Source organism: Luteimonas sp. S4-F44 (assembly GCF_022637415.1).
GTDB lineage: Bacteria > Pseudomonadota > Gammaproteobacteria > Xanthomonadales > Xanthomonadaceae > Luteimonas.
The window spans coordinates 2,290,575-2,311,246 of the sequence record NZ_CP093340.1; the positions used below are offsets into that span (position 1 = coordinate 2,290,575).

Below are 20,672 nucleotides of genomic sequence, written 5' to 3' on the forward strand. Positions count from 1 at the left end.
TTCGTTTAGACTGACAGGTTGATCGCGCCGGAAGCCCGATGGGCATCCGGCGCTGTCGTCGTTGTGCCCTGTTCCCACCGCTCCCGCCGCTGTCCCGCTTCCCGACGTTCCGATGCCCAAGTCCCCCGCTTCCCCCGCCGCCCCGCCGCTGCCCGGTTCCGGCCATACCCGCGCCTGGTGGCGCGCGCCCGCCAGCCGCAGTGCGCTGGCCTGGGCGGTGCTGCAGGCCGCGCGCACGCACGCCGGGCCGCTGCTGCTGGTCGCACGCGACAACCACGGCGCCCACCAGCTCGAACACGATCTGCGCACGCTCGGCGGCGATGACCCGGCCGTGCCGGTGGTGCCGTTCCCGGACTGGGAGACGTTGCCCTTCGACCGCTTCAGCCCGCACCCGGACATCGTCTCCCAGCGTCTGGCCGCGCTGCACCGCCTGCCGGGGCTGACCCGCGGCATCGTCGTGGTTCCGGTGCAGACGCTGATGCAGCGACTGGCGCCGGTCAAGCACATCACCGGCAGCAGCTTCGACCTCGCCGTCGGCCAGACGCTCGAGCTCGACGCCGAGAAACGCCGGCTGGAAAGCGCGGGCTACGCCCATGTCCCGCAGGTCCACGATCCGGGCGATTTCGCCGTGCGCGGCGGGCTGCTCGATGTGTTTCCGATGGGCGCCGGCCAGCCGTACCGGATCGAGCTGTTCGACGACGCGATCGAGACGATCCGCGCCTTCGACCCCGAATCGCAGCGGTCGCTGGAGAAGATCGATGCGCTGCGCATGCTGCCCGGCCGCGAAGTGCCGCTGGACGAAGCGTCGCTGGCGCGCGCGATGGACGCGCTGCGCGAGCGCTTCGACATCGACACCCGGCGCAGCGGGCTGTACCAGGATCTCAAGGCCGGCGCCGCGCCGGCCGGCATCGAGTACTACCTGCCGCTGTTCTTCGACGCGCCGCGCCGCGCACTGGCCGAACGCGGCGCCCCCGCGCCGAGCACGGCGACGCTGTTCGACTATCTGCCTGCGGACACGCTGCCGGTACTCGATGTCGGGGTATCGGCGGCCAGCGACCAGTTCCAGGCGCAGATCGACCATCGTTACGAGCAGTTGCGCCACGACATCGAGCGTCCGCTGCTGCCGCCGGCCGAGCTGTGGCTGGCGCCCGACGCACTGCGCGAACGGCTGAACCAGGGCGCGCGGATCGAACTGTGCGACGCCGCGCACCCGCGCCACGCCCAGGCCGCGGCGCTGGGCGAGCAGCCGGCCCCCGAACTGCCGCTGGCCGCCCGCGATCAGGCGCCCGCGCAGGCGCTCAAGACCTTCCTGGGCAGCTATGCCGGGCGCGTGCTGATCTCGGCCGATTCGGCCGGTCGCCGCGAGGCGCTGCTCGAGGTGCTGCACGCCGCCGACCTGCGCCCCACGGTGCTGGCGGACTTCGGCGCGTTCGTCGACGACGCTGCGCGCTTCGCGATCGCGGTGGCGCCGCTCGACGACGGCTTCGCGCTCGATGCGCCGCAGATGACGGTGCTCACCGAACGCCAGTTGTTCCCCGAACGCGCCGCGCAGCCGCGCAGCCGACGCCGGGCCGGGCGCGACCCCGAGACCATTATTCGCGATCTAGGCGAGCTCAGCGAAGGCGCGCCGATCGTCCACGAGGACCACGGCGTCGGGCGTTACCGCGGCCTGGTCGTGCTCGAGGCCGGCGGCCAGCCGGGCGAGTACCTAGACATCGAGTACGCCAAGGGTGACCGGCTGTACGTGCCGGTGTCGCAACTGCACCTGGTCAACCGCTATTCGGGGGCGTCGCCGGAGACCGCGCCGCTGCATTCGCTCGGCGGCGAGGCCTGGTCCAAGGCCAAGAAGAAGGCGGCCGACAAGGTCCGCGACGTCGCCGCCGAGCTGCTGGAGATCCAGGCCAAGCGCCAGGCGCGGGCCGGCCTGGCGCTGGAGGTCGACCGGTCGATGTACGAGCCGTTCGCCGCCGCGTTCCCGTTCGAGGAAACGCCCGACCAGCATGCCGCGATCGAGGCGATGATTCGCGACCTGGGCAGCAGCCAGCCGATGGACCGCGTGGTCTGCGGCGACGTCGGCTTCGGTAAGACCGAGGTCGCGGTGCGTGCGGCCTTCGTCGCCGCGACCGCCGGCAAGCAGGTCGCGGTGCTGGTGCCGACCACCCTGCTGGCCGAGCAGCACTTCCGCACCATGGCCGACCGCTTCGCCGACTGGCCGCTGCGCGTGGAGGTGCTCTCGCGCTTCAAGAGCACCAAGGAGATCAAGGCCGAGCTCGAGAAGCTCGCCCGCGGCGAAATCGACGTCATCGTCGGCACCCATCGCCTGCTGCAGCCGGACGTGAAGTTCAAGGACCTGGGGCTGGTGATCGTCGACGAGGAGCAGCGCTTCGGCGTGCGCCAGAAGGAGGCGCTCAAGGCGCTGCGCGCCAATGTGCACCTGCTGACCCTCACCGCGACCCCGATCCCGCGCACCCTCAACATGGCGATGGCCGGCCTGCGCGACCTGTCGATCATCGCCACGCCGCCGGCGCACCGCTTGGCGGTGCAGACCTTCGTCGTGCCCTGGGACGATGCCCAGTTGCGCGAAGCGTTCCAGCGCGAGCTCAGCCGCGGCGGCCAGGTTTATTTCCTGCACAACGATGTCGAGAGCATCGGCCGCATGCAGCGCCAGTTACAGGAGCTGGTGCCCGATGCGCGCATCGGCATCGCCCATGGCCAGATGCCCGAACGCGAGCTCGAGCGGGTCATGCTCGATTTCCACAAGCAGCGCTTCAACGTGCTGCTGTGCTCGACGATCATCGAGTCGGGCATCGACATCCCCAACGCCAACACGATCATCATCAACCGCGCCGACAAGTTCGGCCTGGCGCAGCTGCACCAGCTGCGCGGCCGCGTCGGCCGCTCGCATCACCGCGCCTATGCCTACCTGGTCACGCCCGACCTGCGCAGCATCACTGGCGACGCGCGCAAGCGTCTGGAGGCGATCGCCTCGATGGACGAGCTCGGCGCCGGCTTCACGCTGTCCACCCACGATCTGGAAATCCGCGGCGCCGGCGAACTGCTGGGCGAGGGCCAGAGCGGACAGATGGCCGAGGTGGGCTTCAGCCTGTACACCGAGCTGCTCGAACGGGCGGTGCGCAGCATCAAGCAAGGCAAGCTGCCCGACGTCGACGAGGCCGATGCGCGCGGCGCCGAGGTCGAACTGCACGTCCCGGCGCTGATTCCCGAGGACTACCTGCCCGACGTGCACACCCGTCTGATGCTCTACAAGCGCGTCAGCGGCGCCCGCGACGCCGAGCGGCTGCGCGAGTTGCAGGTGGAGATGATCGACCGCTTCGGTCTGCTCCCCGACGCCGCGAAGCATCTGTTCCAGGTCGCTGATCTCAAGCTGCAGGCCACCGCGCTGGGCATCCGCAAGCTCGACCTGGGCGAGGCCGGCGGACGCGTGCAGTTCGCCGACAAGCCCAAGGTCGACCCGCTGGCGGTGATCGGACTGGTGCAGGGCCAGCCGCAGCGCTACCGTATGGACGGACCGGACAAGCTGCGCATCACGCTCGACCTGCCCGATGCCGAATCACGGATCAAGACCGCGCGCGGCCTGCTGATCGCCCTCGCCCCGTCTTCGTCGTCGCCCGCCCGCTGATGCCCACCACCACCTCGCATGTCGACCGCGCGCCCGACGACCTCGTCGCCTCGCTGCATGTGCTGACGGTGGCATTGCACGAGCGCGACACCTATACCCACGGCCACTGCGACCGCGTCGGACGACTGGCCAGTGCCCTGGCCCGCCGTCTCGGCCTGTCGCGCGCGCGCCGGCATGCGCTGGTGCTGGCCGCGCGGTTCCATGACATCGGCAAGATCGGCATCCCCGACGACGTGTTGCTGCACCCGCATCGGCTGGATGCCGAACGACTCGCGATCATGCGCACCCATTCGGCACGCGGCGCGCGGGTGTTCGTCGCCACCGGCCGCGAAGACGCCCACGAAGTCGCTCGGATCATCCGCCACCACCACGAGGCGGTCGACGGCAGCGGCTATCCCGATGGGCTGACCGGCGAGGCAATCCCGCTCGAGGCGCGCATGCTGGCAGTCGTCGACAGCTACGACGCGATGACCAGCGATCGCCCGTATCGCCCCGCGCTGGGCATCGACCAGACGCTGATGCGGCTGCGGGCCGACGCCGCGCGCAGGCTCGACCCCGACCTGGTGGACGCCTTCATCGGCGTCCTGCACAGCAGCCCGGGCTGACGCTCAGCGCGGCGGCTGCACCCCGCCGACACTGTCCAGGATCGTGCCCGCCAGGCGCGCATAGTCGCCGTCGAAATGGTGCCCGCCGGGCAAGGTCTGGACCGTGACATGGCCGGGCGGCAAGGTCGCACAGGTGGCGTCATCGTCGCCCTCGCCTTCGATGCACAGCACGCGATCGGCCGACAGGCGCAGCACTTCGGGGGCGACCTCCAGCGCATCGGGGTCGGCTGCCGACAGCCAGTTACCAACATGGAATTCGAACGAGGCACGCCGGCCCAGCCCGATCAACACCGTGTGCGCGACCATCGCGCGGGTGGCCGGCGACAGCCGATTGACCGCGAAGGGCAGCACGTCGGCACCCTGCGAGTAGCCGATCAACACCACCCGCGACCGTCCCCAGCGCGCGGCATAGCTTCGCACCACGCGATCGATGTCGTGTGCCAGGCCCCCGGGCGTGCGCGCCGACCAGAAGTAACGCAGCGAATCGAAGCCCACCACCGCGATGCCGCGCGCGGCCAAGGCATCGGCGACCTCGGTGTCGAGCCCGGCCCAACCACCGTCACCGCTGAGCAGGATCGCGAACATCGGCTGCGCCGGCCCGTGGGTCGGGACCTCGACCAGCGGCAGGTCGCGCACGTCCGCGGGCGGCCCGGCCGGTTGCGCGCGTGCCGACAGGCGCGCCAGGCGCTGCACTGCGGCGCGCAACGGCGCCGGCGCATCGCCATGTGCGCGCATCGCAGCGCCGTCGATGCCGCGCGCGAAGCGCTGGAGCTCGCCCAGGTCGGCCGCGTTGACCAATGCGAGCCAGGGCATGACGAGGGCGGGCACTGGGCGCAGCATCACCGTGTCAGGCTGGGGCGTGTGCGCAACGAACAGCGTGCCTGCGCCCTGGCAAGGCGGCTTGCCCAGCGCCAGCGGCGGCAACGCGCCGCGCGTGATCGCACCGGCGAACACACCCGGCTGGGCCTGTGCGGCCATCGCGTAGACGATCGCCGCGCCCTCGCCCTGGCCGACCAGCACCGGCGGCCGGTAATCGGGCAATTGCGCATACCCCTGCAGCCAGTGCGAGAGATTCTCCAGATCCCCATCCGGAAACACACAGGCCGCGGCGCCCCGCGCGAGCGCCGCCTGCAACCGCGGCACGTCGATCTCGGCCACCAACGCACCGTCGGCCGCCAACGCTTGCGCCGTGGCGCGACCGTCGCCCGTATCGAGCAGCAGCACGGTATGCGTCGCCTGCCCGACCGGCCGTGTCAGTTCGACATCCTCGAAAAAGCCATGCCGCAACCGTTCTTGCGCACCCACAGATCCCACCAGCAGCGCCGCCGCTAGGACGCCCCACATCACGACATGCTTCATTTCGACAGGACTCCTCGGTAACCGCCCGCAATCAACGCCGCGGCATCGGCGAGCACCAACAGCGGCGCGATGCCGCCGGGCGAGGCGAGATAGCGCGCACTCCATTGGGGATCGAACTTGTCCTTGAACGCGCGCAGCCCACGGAAGTTGTAGAACTGCTCACCCCGCGCGAACAACAGCCGCCCCATGCGATGCCACTGCGGCGCGAGTGCGTGGGTTGCCATGCCCGACAGCGGCGCCATGCCCAGCCCGAAGCGCTGGTAGCCATCGGCGGCCAGGTGCTGAAGCAGACGCGCGAACAGGAAATCCATCGTGCCCGGTGGCGCATCGGGCAGGTGGCGCATCAAATCGATGCTTGCCTCCGACGCCTCGCCCGCTGGATCGCCGGCGAGTAGCAGGCTGGCGAACGCGATGATCCGCGTCTCGTCGCGCACCACCGCCACCGGATTGCAGGCCAGGTACGCAGGATCGAACGCGCCGATCGAGAACCGCTTCTCCGCGGTGCGGTGCTGCGCCAGCCAGGCATCGGACACCGGCTGCAACGCCGGCAGCAGCGCCGGCACATCCGGCGTGTCGACGATCTCGAACCGCAGGCCGGCACGCTCGGCCCGGTTGACGGCGGTGCGCAGGCTGCCCCGCCGTTTGCCCTGCAGTGAGAATCCAGGCAGCGGCACGCTCGCGTACTCGCCGAGCTTGAACAGCCGCAGGCCGGCATCGAGGTACACGGGCAACGCGTCCGGGCCGACCTGGTAGAAGCAGCCCCGCGCGCCGGCATCGCGCGCGCGTTCCAGGAACGTCCACACCAGATCCGGCCAGGCCTCGTTCGGGCCGACCGGATCGAACAACGCGATCCACGACCGGCCCTGCCGCCCGTACATCAGGAAGGCATCGCCGGCCGGCGAGAACAACAGGTGTTTGTCGCCGGTGAGCACCAGCCCGGCGTCGGCGTTGTCGTGCGCACGCACGATCGCCTGGGCCTGGGCCAGTTGCGCGGCATCGGGCAACGGCGGCGGTGGCGCGGCCGGACGCACCAGTTGCCGGAGCGCGAGCGCCAGTGCGACCACAGCCATCGCCACCAAGGCCCGCAACGAACGCGGCGCCTCGCCCGACAGTGCGAACTGCCACCACAGCTGGTGCGCATAGGCGACGTCGCGGTAGGCGAAGAACAGCAGGCCGACCACCGCGATGCAGATCACCGCCATCGCCACCAGCCAGCCACCGGTGAACGGCACCGCCAGCAACGATGCGCGGCGTGTGAACTGGCGCCTGGAGGCGAGCAGCGCCAGCAGCAACGCCGCCAACACGGTCGCTTCGGTCACCGCCACGCCCTTGGGCAGCGCGAACACCAGCGCCAGCGTCACCAGCACCACCGCCGCCCACCACGCGGCGTCGAGCCGCCGCAACAACGCGCGTGCGACGAACAGCAGCAACACGCCGATGACCGAACTGAGGAAATGCGCCGCCTCGATCAGCGGCAGCGGAACCAGCGCGAGTAGGCGCAGCGCGCGGCCGGTGGCCGGAGTGACGCCCGAAACCAGCAGCATCACCGCCGCCACCAGGGTCGCGCCCGCCAGCACGCGCGGCGCCAGCCCAGCCAGGAACCGGCGCGCCGGCGACGCCACCCGCCCGCTCTCGTGCAGCACCAGCACGCCCAGCGCGATCAGCAGCGGCAGGACGTAGTAGACCAGGCGATAGAGCACCAGCGCACCGGCCAGCGTGCCCGCCGGCACGCGGTCGCCGAGCGCGACCAGCATCACCGCCTCGAACACGCCCAGCCCGCCCGGCACATGGCTGACCACCCCCACCACCACCGCCGCGGCATAGAAGCCCAGAAACGTCGCGAAGCCGACCGCGCCTTCGGGCAACAGCAACCACAGCACCGCGGCGGCGGCGGTGATGTCGACGATCGACAGCGCCAGCTGGGTCCAAGCCAGCCTGGGCGCCGGCAGGCGGAGACGGCCGACGCGCCCGCGGATCTGGCACAGCACGAGCAGCGCCAGCACCGCGGCCACCGCCAACGCGCCCAGCGACGCCACGGCCCAGGCCGGCAGGCGCAGCATCGGCGCGAGCGCCGCAGCGTCCCACCACAGTCCGGCGCCGCCGACCGCGCAGGCACCGAGCCCGAACGCCGATGCGTTGAAGACGATCGCGCGCGACACCTCGCCCGGCTCCACGCCCGCGGCCCCGTAGAGCCGCATGCGCACCGCGCCGCCGGTGAACACGCCCAGGCCGATCGTGTTGCTCAGTGCATAGGCGACAAACGCGGTCTTGGCGACGGTCCGCGCGGGCACGCGCGCGCCGACATAGCGCAGTGCGCTCGCGTCGTAGCCGACCAGCGCGGCGAAGCTGATCGCGGTGGCGAAAACCGCCAGCGCGATCCGCAGGCCCGGCGTGGCCTCGATCGCGGCGACGATTTCGTCGTAGCGCAACTCGTGCCAGAAGCCGTGCAAGGCGACCGCGAGCAGCGCGCCGATCGCCAGCACGCCGGCGACGATCCCGACACGGCGCAGCGCCTCGGCGTGCGCGATCGACCAGGCACCGACCGTCTGCAGCGAACGTCGTATCGACACCGCCATGTCCACCTCGCAGGCGCCCCGCGGCGATCGCAGGGCACGAAGGCCGCGGAGCATACACCGGCGTCCGTCTCGGGCACGCGCACACGCCGCGCCGGCCAAAGCACGCGTTCAGGCATCCCGTAGTCGCGGAAAACCGCTGAAAAGAGGACCTACACCCGCGAGTACGACCAGGACTGCATGCAACCGTTTCGATACGGCATCACACCGTGGAAGGCGCGCGGATCGTCGTCGAACACCAGCGGCAGGAACTGGCGGTCGCCCTCCCACAGCGGCAATTCGAGTACGCGATCGGCCTCGACCCATTCCAGCGTGCCTTCGGGATTGGACGTCAGCGGCGTGCCATGCCAGGCGTCGACGACGAACACGAAACCCAGCCAGTCCTCGCCGTTGCGACCGAAGCCCGGCCAGCTGATGGTGCCGCGCAGGCGCAGGCTGTCGCACTCGATGCCCGCTTCTTCGCGGATTTCCCGGCGCATGCCGGCAACCACGTCCTCGTCGCGCTCGATCTTGCCGCCCAGGCCGTTGTACTTGCCCAGGTGCTGATCGCCGGGCCGCGCATTGCGGTGGATCATCAGCACCCGTCGGCGATCGGGGGACAGCACGTAGCCGAGCGTGGCGACGATCGGGGTGTAAGGCATCGGGCACGGGCCTGCGTCGGGAAGCCGGGCATTGTAGCGAGCCCCGCCGCGGCGATCCTGCCGTGCTGCGTCTCAGCCGGGCACGGCAGGCAGCAGCAGCCGCGCCACCAGGGCCTCGTACAGCGCCGGCAGCGCCTCGAGATCGGCGACGCGGACGTGTTCGTCGACCTGGTGGATGCTGGCGTTGACCGGACCGATCTCGATGCACTGCGCGCCCAACGGCGCGATGAACCGGGCATCGGACGTGCCGCCGCCGGTGCTTTCCTCGGGCGCGGCGCCGGCGAAGGTCGCCAGCACCTCGCGCGCGGCCGCGCGCAGCGGCCCCTCCGGCGTGTGGAACGGCTCGCCGCTGCGATGCCAGTCGAGCGTGCAATCCAGGTCGTGTCGCGCCAGCAGCGCGGCGATTTCGGCCTCCAGCCGCGGCGCGTCCCAATGCGGGTTGTAGCGCAGGTTGAACTGCACCGTCGCATTGCCGGGGATCACGTTCGTCGCGCCGGTGCCGGCGGCGATATTGCTGACCTGCAGGCTGGTCGGGGGGAACGAGTCGAAGCCGTCGTCCCAATGCCGGCCGACGAGCTCGGCCAGCGCCGGCGCCAGCAGGTGGATCGGATTGCGCGCCTTGTCCGGATAGGCCACATGGCCCTGCACGCCGTGCACGGTCAGCGTGGCCGACAGGCTGCCACGCCGACCCACGCGCAGCAGATCGCCCAAGCGCCGGGTCGATGACGGCTCGCCGGTGATGCACCAGTCGATGCGCGTGCCGCGCTCGGCGAACGTACGCGCGACCCGGCGCACGCCGTCGATCGCGGCGCCTTCCTCGTCGGAGGTCAGCAGCACGGCCAGCGTGCCCGGGTGGTCGGGGTACGCGGCGACGAAGCGCTCGGCCGCGACGACGAACGCCGCGACGCTGCCCTTCATATCGGCCGCGCCGCGTCCGTACAGCAGGCCGTCGCGGATCTCGGGCACGAAGGGGTCCGAGCGCCAGTCCGCGACCGGGCCGCTCGGCACCACGTCGGTGTGACCGAGCAGCACCAGCACCGGCCTACCGGTCCCGTGCGTGGCCCAGAGATTGTCGACCTCGCCAAAGCGCAGGGACTCGATCGCAAAGCCCGCCTGGGCCAGGCGTCCGGCAAGCAGCGCCTGGCAGCCGGCGTCGTCGGGCGTCACCGAGCGGCGGGCGATCAGGTCACAGGTGAGATCGAGAACGTCGGACATGGCAGCTCGCTTGGGACGGGTTCGGCGCGCATGCGCGCCCCGGGGCGCGTTGCCCGGCAGGATGGCATGACGAGCCTGCCAGGAGACTTTCGCCCGCGCTTTTTAGTCGATGCCGAAGCGCTTCTTGAAGCCGTTATCGCTGAAGCCCTGGGTGACCGTGCCGTCCTCGGTGACCACGACCGGGCGCCGGATCAACTGCGGGTATTCGCGCAGCAGCAGCTTCCACTCCGCCTCACTGGCTGCGCCCTTTCGGTTGTCGGGCAACTGCCGCCACGTGGTCGAGGACTTGTTGACCATCGCCTCGAAACCGCCGAGCTGGCCGGCCCAGGCGACCAGCGTCTCGGGCGTCGGCTTGTCGTCACGGTAGTCGACGAAGGTGTGCGCGACACCGAAGCGGTCGAGCCATTTGCGCGCCTTCTTGCAGGTGTCGCAGTTCTTCAGGCCGTAGAGCGTGGTCATGGGAGGGTCCTTGAACAATCGCCGGGACCGGCCCGGCGTGAGGTCATCAGCCGCCGCACGTGCGGCGGCCGTCCGGGCCGGCTCAGTCGGCCAGGCCGCGCAGCAATTCGTTGACCGAGGTCTTGCTGCGAGTCTTCTCGTCGACCTGTTTGACGATGACCGCGCAGTACAGCGAATGCGAGCCGTCCTTGGCCGGCAGCTGGCCCGAGACCACGACGCTGCCGGGCGGCACGTAGCCGTAGGAGATCGCGCCGGTCGCGCGGTCGTAGATGCGCGTCGACTGGCCGAGGAACACGCCCATGCCGATCACGCTGTGGTGGCCGACGACGACGCCCTCGACGACCTCCGAGCGCGCGCCGATGAAGCAATGGTCCTCGATGATCGTCGGGCTGGCCTGCAGCGGCTCGAGCACGCCGCCGATGCCGGCGCCGCCCGACAGGTGCACGTGTTTGCCGATCTGCGCGCACGAGCCCACGGTGGCCCAGGTATCGACCATCGTGCCCTCGCCCACATAGGCCCCGATATTGACGAAGCTCGGCATCAGCACCACGTCGCGACCGAAGTAAGTGCCGCGGCGCACCGCGGCCCCGGGCACCACGCGCACGCCGGCAGCCTTGAAACGTGCTTCATCGTATCCGGCAAAGCGCGCCTCGACCTTGTCCCAGAACGGGGCCGGCTGGGCCTCGACGACGGCCATGTCGTTGCTGCGGAAATACAGCAGCACCGCCTTCTTGAGCCACGCGTTGACCTGCCAGCCGCCGTTGCCATCGGGCTGGGCGACGCGCAGCTCGCCCGATTCCAGGCCCTGCATCGCCTGCTCGACCGCCGGTTTGACCGCATCACCGATCTCCTGGGGGGTGAGCTCGGCGCGACGCGCGAACGCGTCCTCGATCAACGTCTGCAGCGCTTGGGTCATGGCGGGTCTTCGTGGGGAAAAACGGGGGCGCTATCGTGCCATGTCGCCATCGATCGAAGCGAGCAGCGCGGCGCGCAGGGTCGCCTGCGCGGCCTCGTCGAGGGGCTGGCCGTCGCCGCCGACGATCCGGAACACGTCCTCGACGCGTTCGCCGAACGTCGCCACGCGCGCATCGTGTACACGCACGCCGTGCTGGCGCAGCACGTGGGCGACGTCGGCCAACAGGCCCGGCCGGTCGGTGCACACCAGGCTGAAAACCGTGTGCCGGCCGTCGGCGCCTGGGTTGAATTCAATCCGCGGCGGCACGCGGAAATGACGCAGGTGGCGCGGCTGGGCACGACGCGCCGGGCACAGGTCGAGCGCACCGCCAAGCACGGTGGCGAGCTTGCGCTCGATCGCGGCCAGTTCCAGCGGATGGCGCGTGTCCATCGGCAGCACCTGGAAGACGTCGAAGATCGTGCCGCCCGGACCATCGAGCGCGCGCGCCTGCTGGATCGCCAGGCCCAGGCGGTCGAGCGTGATCACGATCGCCGAGAACAAGCCGTCGCGGTCGGGCGAATGCACGAACACCTCCAGCGCCTGCGCCCCGGCGGCGAGCCGGCGCACGCGCACCACCAGCCCCCCTTGCGCACTGTCGCTCAGCGCCAGCGCCTGCCACACCACCTGGTCGGCGCGCCCGCGCAGGAAGCTCTCCTGCGGAATCCGCGCGAACAGGGCGTCGGCCTGGACATCGTCGATGCCGTGGGCCGACAGCAGGCCGCGGGCACGGTCGCGCGCCTCGGCGATGCGCTCGATCGCCGCCACCGGATGCTCGAGGCCCCTGCGCAGCGCCAGCCGCGTGGCACTGCGCAGGTCGGTCAGCAGCCGGTCCTTCCAGGCGTTCCACAGCTTGGGCGAGGTGCCGGCGATATCGGCACAGGTCAGCAGGTACAGATAATCCAGCCGTTCGCGGTCGGCGACCTCGGCGGCGAACTTGTGGATCACCACCGGGTCGGAGATGTCGAGCTTCTGCGCGCTGGTCGACATCAGCAGGTGGCGCCGCACCAGCCACTCCACCAACGCGGTGTCGGCCTCGCCCAGCCCGTGCCCCTCGCAGAACGCGCGCGCGTCGACCGCGCCCAGTTCCGAATGGTCGCCGCCGCGCCCCTTGCCGATGTCGTGGAACAGCCCGGCCAGCAGCAGCAGTTCGGGCTTGCGCAGTTGCGGCCACACTTCGTGCGCGGTGGAAAACCGCTCGTCCGGCGTTTCGGACGCGAAGCTGGCCATGTTGCGCAGCACCGCCAGCGTGTGTTGATCGACGGTATAGGCGTGGAACAGATCGAACTGCATCCGCCCGGTGACATTGGCGAATTCGGGGATCCACACGCCCAGCACCCCAAGCCTGGCCATCCGCTCGAGCGTGCGCACCGGCGTGGGTCCACGCAGCAGTGCCATGAACTGCTCGCGCAGCGCGGGCGAGGCACTGCGCCAGGACGGCAATGCGTGCAACGATTCGGCCAGCGCACGTGCGGTCTGCGAGTGCAGGCCGCGCAGTTCCTGGCGATCGGCCCAGATCGCGAACAGGTCGAACACCCGCGCGATGTCGCCGCCGGGCCAGACATCGTCGCGCGCCACCAGGTAGCCGCGCTGTACCCCGAACTCGGCATCGAGCGGCCGCAACTCGCCCTCGCCCTCGATCTGCTCCTCGAAGCGCTGCAGCAAGCGTTCGCTGATCCGCTGCACCACCGCGGCGCTGCGGTAGAACTCCTGCATCATCTTCTCGACCAACGGGTTGTCGGCCTGTTCGACGTGGTGCAGGCGCGCGGCCAGCGCCTTCTGGTAATCGAAGCGCAACCGTTCCTCGGCCTTGCCGGCGACCAGGTGCAGTCCGAAGCGCAGCCGCGAGAGCGTGCGCCGCTCACGTTCGAGCGTGGCATGCTCGTCGACCCCGAGCTGGCCGAGTGCGATCAGTTCTTCCAGGCCGTAGATGCCGAGGACGCGCCGCGCCATCCAGCGCAGGTTGTGCACGTCGCGCAGACCGCCTGGGCCGTCTTTGATATTGGGCTCGAGATTGTCGGCGGTGTCGCCGAAACGTGCGTGACGGACTTCGAGTTCGCGGCGCTTGGCATGGAAGAACGCGGCCGCTGGCCAGACCTTGGGATCGGCGATCGCGTCCATCAGCGCGCGCACCTCGCCGATGTTGGCCAGCAGCGGACGCGCCTCCAGCAGCGCGGTCAATACGGTTGCATCGGCGGCCGCCTCGGTGCATTCCTCGAAGCTGCGCACCGCATGGCCGACCGGCAACCCCAGGTCCCACAGCAACGCCAGCATCCGGCTCAGCGCCTGCGCGTGCGCGGCTTGCACCTGCGGCTCGCCGACGACGAGCAGGTCGATGTCCGAATGGGGGAACAGCTCGCCGCGGCCGTAGCCGCCGACCGCGAACAGCGCCAGCACCGCCTCGCCGGGAATGCAGCGCGCCCAGGCCTTGCGGACCCAACCGTCGACGGCGTTGGCGCGTGCGGCCAGCAGCCGATCGATGTGCTGGCCGGCGTCGAAGCCCTGGATCAGCCGCGCGTCGTGCGCAGCGAGCGCGTCGCGCGCCTCCGCCACCCAGGCCGCGTCGCCGACATCGGCGGCAGGTGCGGTGGCGGCGGTGCGCTCGCCCACGTCAGAGGAACGCGTCGTTGTCGTCGCCCGGAATCCGGGTCAACACGTCGACACCGTCGGCGGTGACCGCGACCGTGTGCTCCCACTGCGCGGAGAGCTTGCGGTCCTTGGTGACCACCGTCCACCCATCGGGCAGCACCTTGGTGAAGCGCGTGCCCTCGTTGATCATCGGCTCGATCGTGAAGGTCATGCCTTCCTTGAGCACGACGCCGGTGCCCGGCGTGCCGTAGTGCAGCACCTGCGGATCGTCGTGATAGACCTTGCCGATGCCGTGGCCGCAGTACTCGCGCACGACGCTGAAACGCTCACTTTCGGCGTACTTCTGGATCGCGTGGCCGACATCGCCGAGCGTGGCGCCGGGCCGTACCGCGCGGATGCCGCGCCACATCGCCTCGCGGGTCACTTCGACCAGTCGCTTGGCCATCACCGACGGCGTGCCGACGAAGTACATGCGGCTGGTGTCGCCGTGCCAGCCGTCCTTGATGACGGTCACGTCGATATTGATGATGTCGCCGTCCTTGAGCACCTTCGCATCGCTCGGGATACCGTGACAGATGACGTTGTTGGCCGAAATGCAGGTCGTCTTGGGATAGCCCTTGTAGCCGACGTTGGCCGGGATCGCGCCCTGCACGTTGACGATGTGCTCGTAGCAGATGCGATCCAGCTCGTCGGTGGTCACCCCGGGTTTGACGTGCGGGGCAACGATCTGCAGGACTTCGGCGGCCAGGCGGCCGGCCACGCGCATCTTCTCGATCTCGTCGGGCGTCTTGGTCTGAATGCTCATCCGGCCATTATCGCAGATCGCCCCGGCCCGCCGCGCGGCTCGCCTCAGGACGGAGCGCGTCAACGCCGCGCGACACCCTTTATCCGACTCACGGCGCCTTCACCGCGCGTGCGCCCACTATGGCACGCATAAAGGATTCACGGCTTTTTCGAACACGCTAGTGACGACGAGCGGGCGTACCAGCGCAGCCCGACCGTCGCGGACAGGAGACCGCCATGCCACTGAACGCCCCCCCTCCCCCGCCAGCGGCCCGTGCCAACGCACGACGCGCAGCCCACGACCGCGCGCTGGCCGTTCCCTGCCCGCATGTCCTTCGGATTTCCACACCACGGAGATATCCCATGCGTCTGATGCCGTTGACCGCCGCCGCCCTGCTTGGGCTGTTCGGCGCAACCGCCCACGCCGAGATTACCGGACAGATCGACGCCACCATGACCCTGCAGGCGGGCTGCATCATCAATGGCGTCGATACCGCCGACGGCGCCGACGCCGGCCTTCTGGGCACGCTCGATTTCGGCACCGAGACCACGGTATTCGATCAGGCCGATGCCGAGGTGCAGAACGCGGGCAGCGCGATCACCATCCGGTGCTCGGAAGGCGTGACACCCACCATCGCCTTCGATGGCGGTCTCAACCCCGGCGCTGCGCCCGATGGTGGTGGAACCCGCGCGCTGGCGCTGCAGGGCGGCGCGGATGCGCGCTTCATCAGTTACGAGCTCTATTCCGATGCCGGCAGGACGACGGTGATCGCCGACGGCGATGCGCTGACCTTGCCCGCCGATGGCACCACGCAGACGGTGAACGTCTACGGACGGGCGTTCGGGGGCGGCGCGTTGTTGCCGGGCACCTACACCGATGTCATTGGCGTCGTGATCACGCTCTAACGTGGCCGTGGCCCGCACGCGTGCGCATCGGCCCCATGCACCGCGCCCTGTCGGCGCACGCGTTGCCGGCAGTCTGCTCGCGGTGCTGCTGACGACATCGTCCTACGGACTGCAGGCCGAGACCCAGACCACCTTCCCGGTTTCGGCGACAGTGGTCCGGGGCTGCGCGATCGACGGATTGGGCAGCAGTGGCGCTGCGGGGGTGATGGCGACGCTCGACTTCGGCACCGACAGCGCGCTCTCGAGCGCGGTGCGTACCGCGGATGCCGGCGCGGCGCAGGTGGTCACGCTGCGCTGCACGCCAGGCGTGGTGATGCGCATGCGCATCGATGGCGGCGCGCATGCGGCAGGCGGGGTCCGGCAACTGCGGCACGCCTCGGTCGATCGCCGGCTCCCGTACCGGCTCTACCGCGACCCGGCTTTCGCCCAGGAGATCGCGATCGATCAGGCGCAGGCGATCACCGTGCCCGGCACCGGTGCCCTTGGCATTGTGCTGCCAGTCCACGCCCGGCTGGCGCTACCAGGAAACGCACTGCCAGGCGCATACACCGACACGGTCACCGTGACGCTGGATTGGTGAGGTCGCCCGATCCGGCATCGACAAGGATAACGCCATGTCCCTGTTCCCCCGCCGCGCCGATGCATTGGCTCGTGCAATCCGCTGGCTGTTCGCTGCCTCGATGGCGCTGGCGTCGATCACCGCCCCGGCAGGCAATTCGCTGCTGATCTGGCCAGTCAACCCGACCATTCGCCACGACGAGCAGGCCACCGCACTGTGGATCGAGAACCAGGGCCGAACCACCGCGCACCTGCAACTGCGCGTGTTCGAATGGCACCAGACCGATGGCGAAGACACGTATCGCCCGCAGCAGGCCGTCGTCGGTTCGCCGCCCATGACCCGAATCGCCCCCGGCCAGCGCCAGTTGGTCCGCCTGACGCGGACCGCAGAGGCCGCGCCTGGCGCCGGGGAACTCGCCTATCGGATCGTCGTCGACGAGATCCCGGTTCAGCCCGTCGAGGAAACACCGGCCGGCACCCCGGTCGGCGTGCGCTTCCAGTTCCGTTACTCGATTCCGTTGTTCGTCAACGGCGACGCAGCCGACCAGGAGGCGCCGCAGCTGGCATGGGAACTGGAGCGGCGCGACGGACAGGTCTTCCTGCTGGTCCACAACCGCGGCCTGAGGCACGCACGGCTGACGGGGCTCGGATTTCGCCGCCCCGGCGGCGCGCACGTTCCCCTGGAGGACGTGCAACTGGGCTACGTCCTCGCCGGCAGCTTCGCGCGCTGGCCGCTGGCGGATGCGGCACAGACCGACGGCACGCTCGAGGCCCACATCGAGGATCACCAGCGCCTGCACGTGATTCCGCCGATGCGGGGGACGGCACGCTAATGCCCCGCCCATCGACCGCGTGCCTCGCCTCGGCCCTGCTGTGTGCAGGGCTGGCGCCGGCACCGCCGACCGAGGCTGCAGCGCCGCCTGGCCGACTGCCGCCGCCTCCGCGGGCGAGCGATGCGGTCGGTGAAGGCCTGGTGCACCTGGAGCTGGTCGTCAACGGGCTGGCATCGGGACGTGTGGTGCCGGTCGAGTTGCGCGACGGACACTATCTGGTCGACGCGGCCGTGCTGCACGCCCTGCACGTGCGCGTCGATGCACCCGACGAGGACGGTCGGGTCGCGGTCGACCGCGTGCCGGGCGTCACCGTCGATTACGACGTCGTCAATCTGCGCCTGCACATCCAGGTGCCCGCCGACTGGCTACCGACGCAGCACTTCGACAGCCACGCCGGCCTCGCCCGCCATCCGTCGCGCGCCAGCAGCGGGATGCTGCTCAACTATGACCTCTACGCCACGCGGGCGCCGCACGCGTCCACGGCGACCTCGCTATGGACCGACGTGCGCCTGTTCGGCGATGCCGGCACGGTGTCGTCGTCGGGTGCCTGGCGCCACGGCGGTGGCGTCGATCGGGCGTTCGTCCGCTACGACACCCGCTGGCAGCGCGTCGACGAGGCGCAGGCACGGTTCTGGGAGGCCGGCGACCTGATCACGCGCGGGCCCGTCTGGACTTCGCCGGTCCGGATTGGCGGGGTCCAGTTCTCGCGCGATTTCTCGCTCCGGCCAGACATCGTCACCTATCCGTTGCCGCAGTTCGCTGGCCAGGCCGGGGTGCCGTCGGCGGTCGATCTGTACGTCAACGGCAACCTCGCTGCACGCGAACGTGTCGACCCCGGCCCCTTCGCGCTGACCGACGTGCCGTTCATCAACGGCGCCGGCGAGGCGGTGGTCGTGGTGACCGATGCGCTGGGCCGGCAGGTCGCCACGGCCGTGCCGTTCTACGTCAGCAGCCGCCTGCTCGCGCCAGGCCTGAGCGACTTCGCGCTCGCGGCCGGTGCGTTGCGCCGCGATTACGGCGTCGAGAACTTCGCCTACGGCCCGGTCGTGGCCTCGGCTGCCTACAGCCGCGGCCTCACCGATGCGCTGACCGTCGAGACGCTCGGCGAGGCGGCCGAGGATCTGACCCGACTCGGCGCCGGCGGCGTGGTCCGGCTGGGCATGCTGGGGGTGCTCAATGCCGCTTACAGCCGCAGCGAGTCGCGCGGCCGCTCGGGCGACCAGATCGATGTCGGCTACCAGTACGCGCGCCGCGGGTTCACCCTGTCGGCGCAGCATCAGCGCAGCGACCGCGACTTCGTCGACCTGGCCCGTTACGACCCCCGGACCACGCCGCTATTCCGGCCGCGGACGACGGTGGTCGCCGGCAGCGTCGCCCTCGGACGCTGGGGCAGCCTGGGGCTTGGTCACATTGCGCTCGAGAACGCCGACGCCTCACGGATCCGGCTGGTCAACCTGTCGTGGAGCGTATCGCCATGGCAGAACATCGGTGTCTACCTGTCGGGCAACCGCGACATCGACAGCGGCGACTGGTCGGCGGTCGCGCAACTGGTGGTCTCGCTGCGACACGGCAACGTCACCGCGACGCACGACCGCGCGAGCGGGCGCGGCGATGCGCAACGCCTGCGCTACACACGCCCGGTGCCCAGCGACGGCGGGCTCGGGCTCGGCCTGGGCTACAGCCGCTTCGAGGCGGGCGACGACCAGTTGGAGCTCGACGCCTTGTGGCGCAACCGCCACGTCCAGTTCGGTGGCGGGGTGCGCGGCAGCGCCGGTGCGCACACGCTGTGGGCCAGCGCCGCCGGCGCGATCGTGCGTATGGGGGGCGGTACCTTCCTGTCGAACCGGATCTCCGATGCGTTCGTGGTGGTGGACACCAACGGGTTTGCGGATATTCCGGTGCGCTACGAGAACGTGACCGTAGGCACCACCGACCGCAGCGGCCGGCTGCTGGTGCCGTGGTCGGGGGCGCACTACGCCGCAAAGTTCGAGATCGATCCGCTGCAATTGCCGACGAACGTGCAAACGCCGGTCGTCGAGCAACGCGTCGCGGTCCGCCGCGGCAGTGGCTACGTGATGCACTTCCCAGTCGAGCGCACGCTCGCGGCCTTGGTGACGTTGCACGATGCCGCGGGCGTCGAGCTCGCACCGGGCACGCCGGTGACCAGCGCCCAGGGCGAGGAGGCGTACGTGGGCTGGGACGGGCTGGTTTATCTGTCGAGACTGGCACCGGACAACACGCTCACTGCACGCCCCGCCGGGGGAGCCTCTTGCACCGTGCGCTTCACGCTCGCCCCTGACGTCGATGGGTTGGCGCGGATCGGCCCCCTGGCCTGCCGATGATACGCCCACGCATCCGCATTGCCCCCCCGGCGCGCAGCCGTCAGCGTCTGCGTCTGCTGCTCCTCCTCGCGCTGCTCGCCGCTGGCGGCACGCATGCGCAGGACACCGGCTCGTGCACGGTGGCCAGCGCGCAGGCCGACCTTGGCACCGTCGGCACATTGGCGTTGGCCGAGGGCCCGCGGCAGGCGGCCGGCAACGGCGGCCTGACCTGCGGCGCGCTGGCCTTCATCAGCACCTCCTATATCAAGGTGCGGCTGGAGAACTCGACGTTCCAGTTGGCCCACGATGGCGGCGGGCCTTCGCTTCCGTTCACGGTGCTGGCGCAGAGTACGGGGCCGCAGATCGGTCAGGGCCAGGAGTTCGACTTCTCGGGACTGAACCTGCTCAACCTCTTCAACGGGCCCGGCGGGAGCCTGCCACTGTACGTCCGCACCACGCCCACCGCGGGCCTGCGCGCCGGCACCTACACCGGCATGATCAACCTGCGCTGGTTCTTCTCGGTCTGCACCGTCGGGCTCGGGCCGGTGTGCGTCTATTCGCAGAGTCCTGGTTTCCAACGCCCCGGCTTGTTCACGCCGCTCAATTGGGGCACCGGCATTCCGACCAGCGTGAGAGTCGTGCTGCGGCTGGAGAACGACTGCGCGATCGCCGCCCCGCCGCTGAACTTCGGCAGCGCGCCGCTGGCCGGCGCGTTCGGGCCGGTGGTCCAGCAGATCACCGTTCGCTGCAGCGCCGGTGCCGCGTACTCAGTGGGGATCGACGACGGCCAGCACTTTGCGGGAGGCTGGCGGCGCATGCGCGACGAGGCCGCCCCGACCCAGTTCCTGCGCTACGCGCTCTACAAGGGCGCAGGATCGGGCGAGCGCTGGGGCAGCGTCGGGGCCGAGCGTCGCACCAGCGCCACTGCGGAGGCCAATCCCGGCCTCTACACCGGCACCGCGGCCCAGGGCTTCACGTACCGGGCGCTGATCGACCCGACCCAGACCACACCGCCGCCGGGGGTCTACCGCGACACTCTCCGGGTCGATATCCGCTTCTGAGCCCGAGGACCGGGCAGATTGCGCCCAGGCGGCAGCGCAGGCTACAATCCCGCGCTTGCCGTGCCCGTTCGTCGGGCCCGACACGCAACGCCGGGCGTCATCGGCGAATACACACCTGTCGCATCGACCCGTGCCGGGGTGCCTCGCAAGAGGTTCGGCCACGGAGGTGACAGGGAG

Annotated in this window: 14 protein-coding genes and 1 pseudogene; 7 read left to right on the forward strand and 8 right to left on the reverse strand. The window is 70.3% G+C overall.

The window, feature by feature from the left end; translation table 11 throughout:
• Positions 1 to 112 precede the first annotated feature (112 nt).
• Both mfd and MNO14_RS10555 read left to right on the forward strand, forming a co-directional pair.
• Positions 113 to 3,640 carry a transcription-repair coupling factor gene (gene mfd / locus MNO14_RS10550; protein WP_241943708.1) on the forward strand — a complete coding sequence of 1,176 codons (3,528 nt, stop codon included), beginning with the start codon at positions 113 to 115 and terminating at the stop codon, positions 3,638 to 3,640.
• A complete protein-coding gene (locus MNO14_RS10555; protein WP_241943709.1) occupies positions 3,640 to 4,245 on the forward strand; it encodes an HD-GYP domain-containing protein in 606 nt (201 codons plus the stop codon). Before mfd ends, MNO14_RS10555 begins: the two co-directional genes overlap by 1 nt.
• Before the next feature lie 3 nt (positions 4,246 to 4,248).
• Here the strand turns inward: MNO14_RS10555 and MNO14_RS10560 are convergent, their stop codons facing one another.
• The 8 genes and pseudogenes from MNO14_RS10560 to map form a co-directional block, all read right to left on the reverse strand.
• Positions 4,249 to 5,604, reverse strand: a complete 1,356-nt coding sequence (locus MNO14_RS10560; protein ID WP_241943710.1) for an AcvB/VirJ family lysyl-phosphatidylglycerol hydrolase — start codon at positions 5,602 to 5,604, stop codon at positions 4,249 to 4,251.
• Positions 5,601 to 8,174 carry a bifunctional lysylphosphatidylglycerol flippase/synthetase MprF gene (gene mprF / locus MNO14_RS10565; RefSeq protein WP_241943711.1) on the reverse strand — a complete coding sequence of 858 codons (2,574 nt, stop codon included), beginning with the start codon at positions 8,172 to 8,174 and terminating at the stop codon, positions 5,601 to 5,603. The genes MNO14_RS10560 and mprF overlap by 4 nt, the downstream gene beginning before the upstream one ends.
• A 155-nt stretch (positions 8,175 to 8,329) precedes the next feature.
• On the reverse strand, positions 8,330 to 8,818 hold the full coding sequence (locus tag MNO14_RS10570) for an 8-oxo-dGTP diphosphatase (protein WP_241943712.1): 489 nt from the start codon (positions 8,816 to 8,818) through the stop codon (positions 8,330 to 8,332).
• A 72-nt stretch (positions 8,819 to 8,890) separates the two neighbouring features.
• Entirely contained in the window at positions 8,891 to 10,033 is a 1,143-nt protein-coding gene (gene dapE, locus MNO14_RS10575) for a succinyl-diaminopimelate desuccinylase (RefSeq protein WP_241943713.1), read from the reverse strand.
• 102 nt (positions 10,034 to 10,135) lie between these two features.
• Positions 10,136 to 10,492, reverse strand: a complete 357-nt coding sequence (locus MNO14_RS10580) for an arsenate reductase (RefSeq protein ID WP_241943714.1) — start codon at positions 10,490 to 10,492, stop codon at positions 10,136 to 10,138.
• 82 nt (positions 10,493 to 10,574) lie between these two features.
• Positions 10,575 to 11,442: pseudogene (gene dapD / locus MNO14_RS10585) on the reverse strand (2,3,4,5-tetrahydropyridine-2,6-dicarboxylate N-succinyltransferase).
• Complete coding sequence (gene glnD, locus MNO14_RS10590) at positions 11,439 to 14,054, reverse strand: [protein-PII] uridylyltransferase (RefSeq protein WP_241943716.1); 2,616 nt, start codon at positions 14,052 to 14,054, stop codon at positions 11,439 to 11,441. The pseudogene dapD and the gene glnD overlap by 4 nt, the downstream one beginning before the upstream one ends.
• Before the next feature lies 1 nt (position 14,055).
• Positions 14,056 to 14,838: a type I methionyl aminopeptidase gene (map, locus tag MNO14_RS10595; RefSeq protein WP_241943717.1), complete on the reverse strand. Its 783-nt coding sequence runs from the start codon at positions 14,836 to 14,838 to the stop codon at positions 14,056 to 14,058.
• A 341-nt stretch (positions 14,839 to 15,179) separates the two neighbouring features.
• On the opposite strand from map, the gene MNO14_RS10600 reads away from it, so the two are divergent.
• The 5 genes from MNO14_RS10600 (at position 15,180) to MNO14_RS10620 (ending at position 20,495) form a co-directional block, all read left to right on the forward strand.
• Complete coding sequence (locus MNO14_RS10600) at positions 15,180 to 15,722, forward strand: spore coat U domain-containing protein (RefSeq protein ID WP_241943718.1); 543 nt, start codon at positions 15,180 to 15,182, stop codon at positions 15,720 to 15,722.
• Positions 15,723 to 15,729: 7 nt separating this feature from the next.
• The gene (locus MNO14_RS10605; protein ID WP_241943719.1) at positions 15,730 to 16,302 is read left to right on the forward strand and encodes a spore coat U domain-containing protein; all 573 of its coding nucleotides are present in this window, start codon (positions 15,730 to 15,732) and stop codon (positions 16,300 to 16,302) included.
• A gap of 100 nt (positions 16,303 to 16,402) precedes the next feature.
• Complete coding sequence (locus MNO14_RS10610) at positions 16,403 to 17,113, forward strand: molecular chaperone (protein ID WP_241943720.1); 711 nt, start codon at positions 16,403 to 16,405, stop codon at positions 17,111 to 17,113.
• Positions 17,113 to 19,455, forward strand: a complete 2,343-nt coding sequence (locus tag MNO14_RS10615) for a fimbria/pilus outer membrane usher protein (protein ID WP_241943721.1) — start codon at positions 17,113 to 17,115, stop codon at positions 19,453 to 19,455. Before MNO14_RS10610 ends, MNO14_RS10615 begins: the two co-directional genes overlap by 1 nt.
• The gene (locus MNO14_RS10620) at positions 19,452 to 20,495 is read left to right on the forward strand and encodes a spore coat U domain-containing protein (protein ID WP_241943722.1); all 1,044 of its coding nucleotides are present in this window, start codon (positions 19,452 to 19,454) and stop codon (positions 20,493 to 20,495) included. Before MNO14_RS10615 ends, MNO14_RS10620 begins: the two co-directional genes overlap by 4 nt.
• The last annotated feature ends 177 nt before the right edge of the window (positions 20,496 to 20,672 follow it).

Excerpts from the sequence above, each read along its gene's own strand:
- mfd (WP_241943708.1), top strand. The coding sequence starts at position 113 with ATGCCCAAGTCCCCCGCTTCCCCCGCCGCCCCGCCGCTGCCCGGTTCC.
- MNO14_RS10555 (WP_241943709.1), top strand. The coding sequence starts at position 3,640 with ATGCCCACCACCACCTCGCATGTCGACCGCGCGCCCGACGACCTCGTC.
- MNO14_RS10560 (WP_241943710.1), bottom strand. The coding sequence starts at position 5,604 with ATGAAGCATGTCGTGATGTGGGGCGTCCTAGCGGCGGCGCTGCTGGTG.
- MNO14_RS10570 (WP_241943712.1), bottom strand. The coding sequence starts at position 8,818 with ATGCCTTACACCCCGATCGTCGCCACGCTCGGCTACGTGCTGTCCCCC.
- dapE (WP_241943713.1), bottom strand. The coding sequence starts at position 10,033 with ATGTCCGACGTTCTCGATCTCACCTGTGACCTGATCGCCCGCCGCTCG.
- MNO14_RS10580 (WP_241943714.1), bottom strand. The coding sequence starts at position 10,492 with ATGACCACGCTCTACGGCCTGAAGAACTGCGACACCTGCAAGAAGGCG.
- map (WP_241943717.1), bottom strand. The coding sequence starts at position 14,838 with ATGAGCATTCAGACCAAGACGCCCGACGAGATCGAGAAGATGCGCGTG.
- MNO14_RS10600 (WP_241943718.1), top strand. The coding sequence starts at position 15,180 with ATGCGTCTGATGCCGTTGACCGCCGCCGCCCTGCTTGGGCTGTTCGGC.
- MNO14_RS10610 (WP_241943720.1), top strand. The coding sequence starts at position 16,403 with ATGGCGCTGGCGTCGATCACCGCCCCGGCAGGCAATTCGCTGCTGATC.
- MNO14_RS10615 (WP_241943721.1), top strand. The coding sequence starts at position 17,113 with ATGCCCCGCCCATCGACCGCGTGCCTCGCCTCGGCCCTGCTGTGTGCA.
- MNO14_RS10620 (WP_241943722.1), top strand. The coding sequence starts at position 19,452 with ATGATACGCCCACGCATCCGCATTGCCCCCCCGGCGCGCAGCCGTCAG.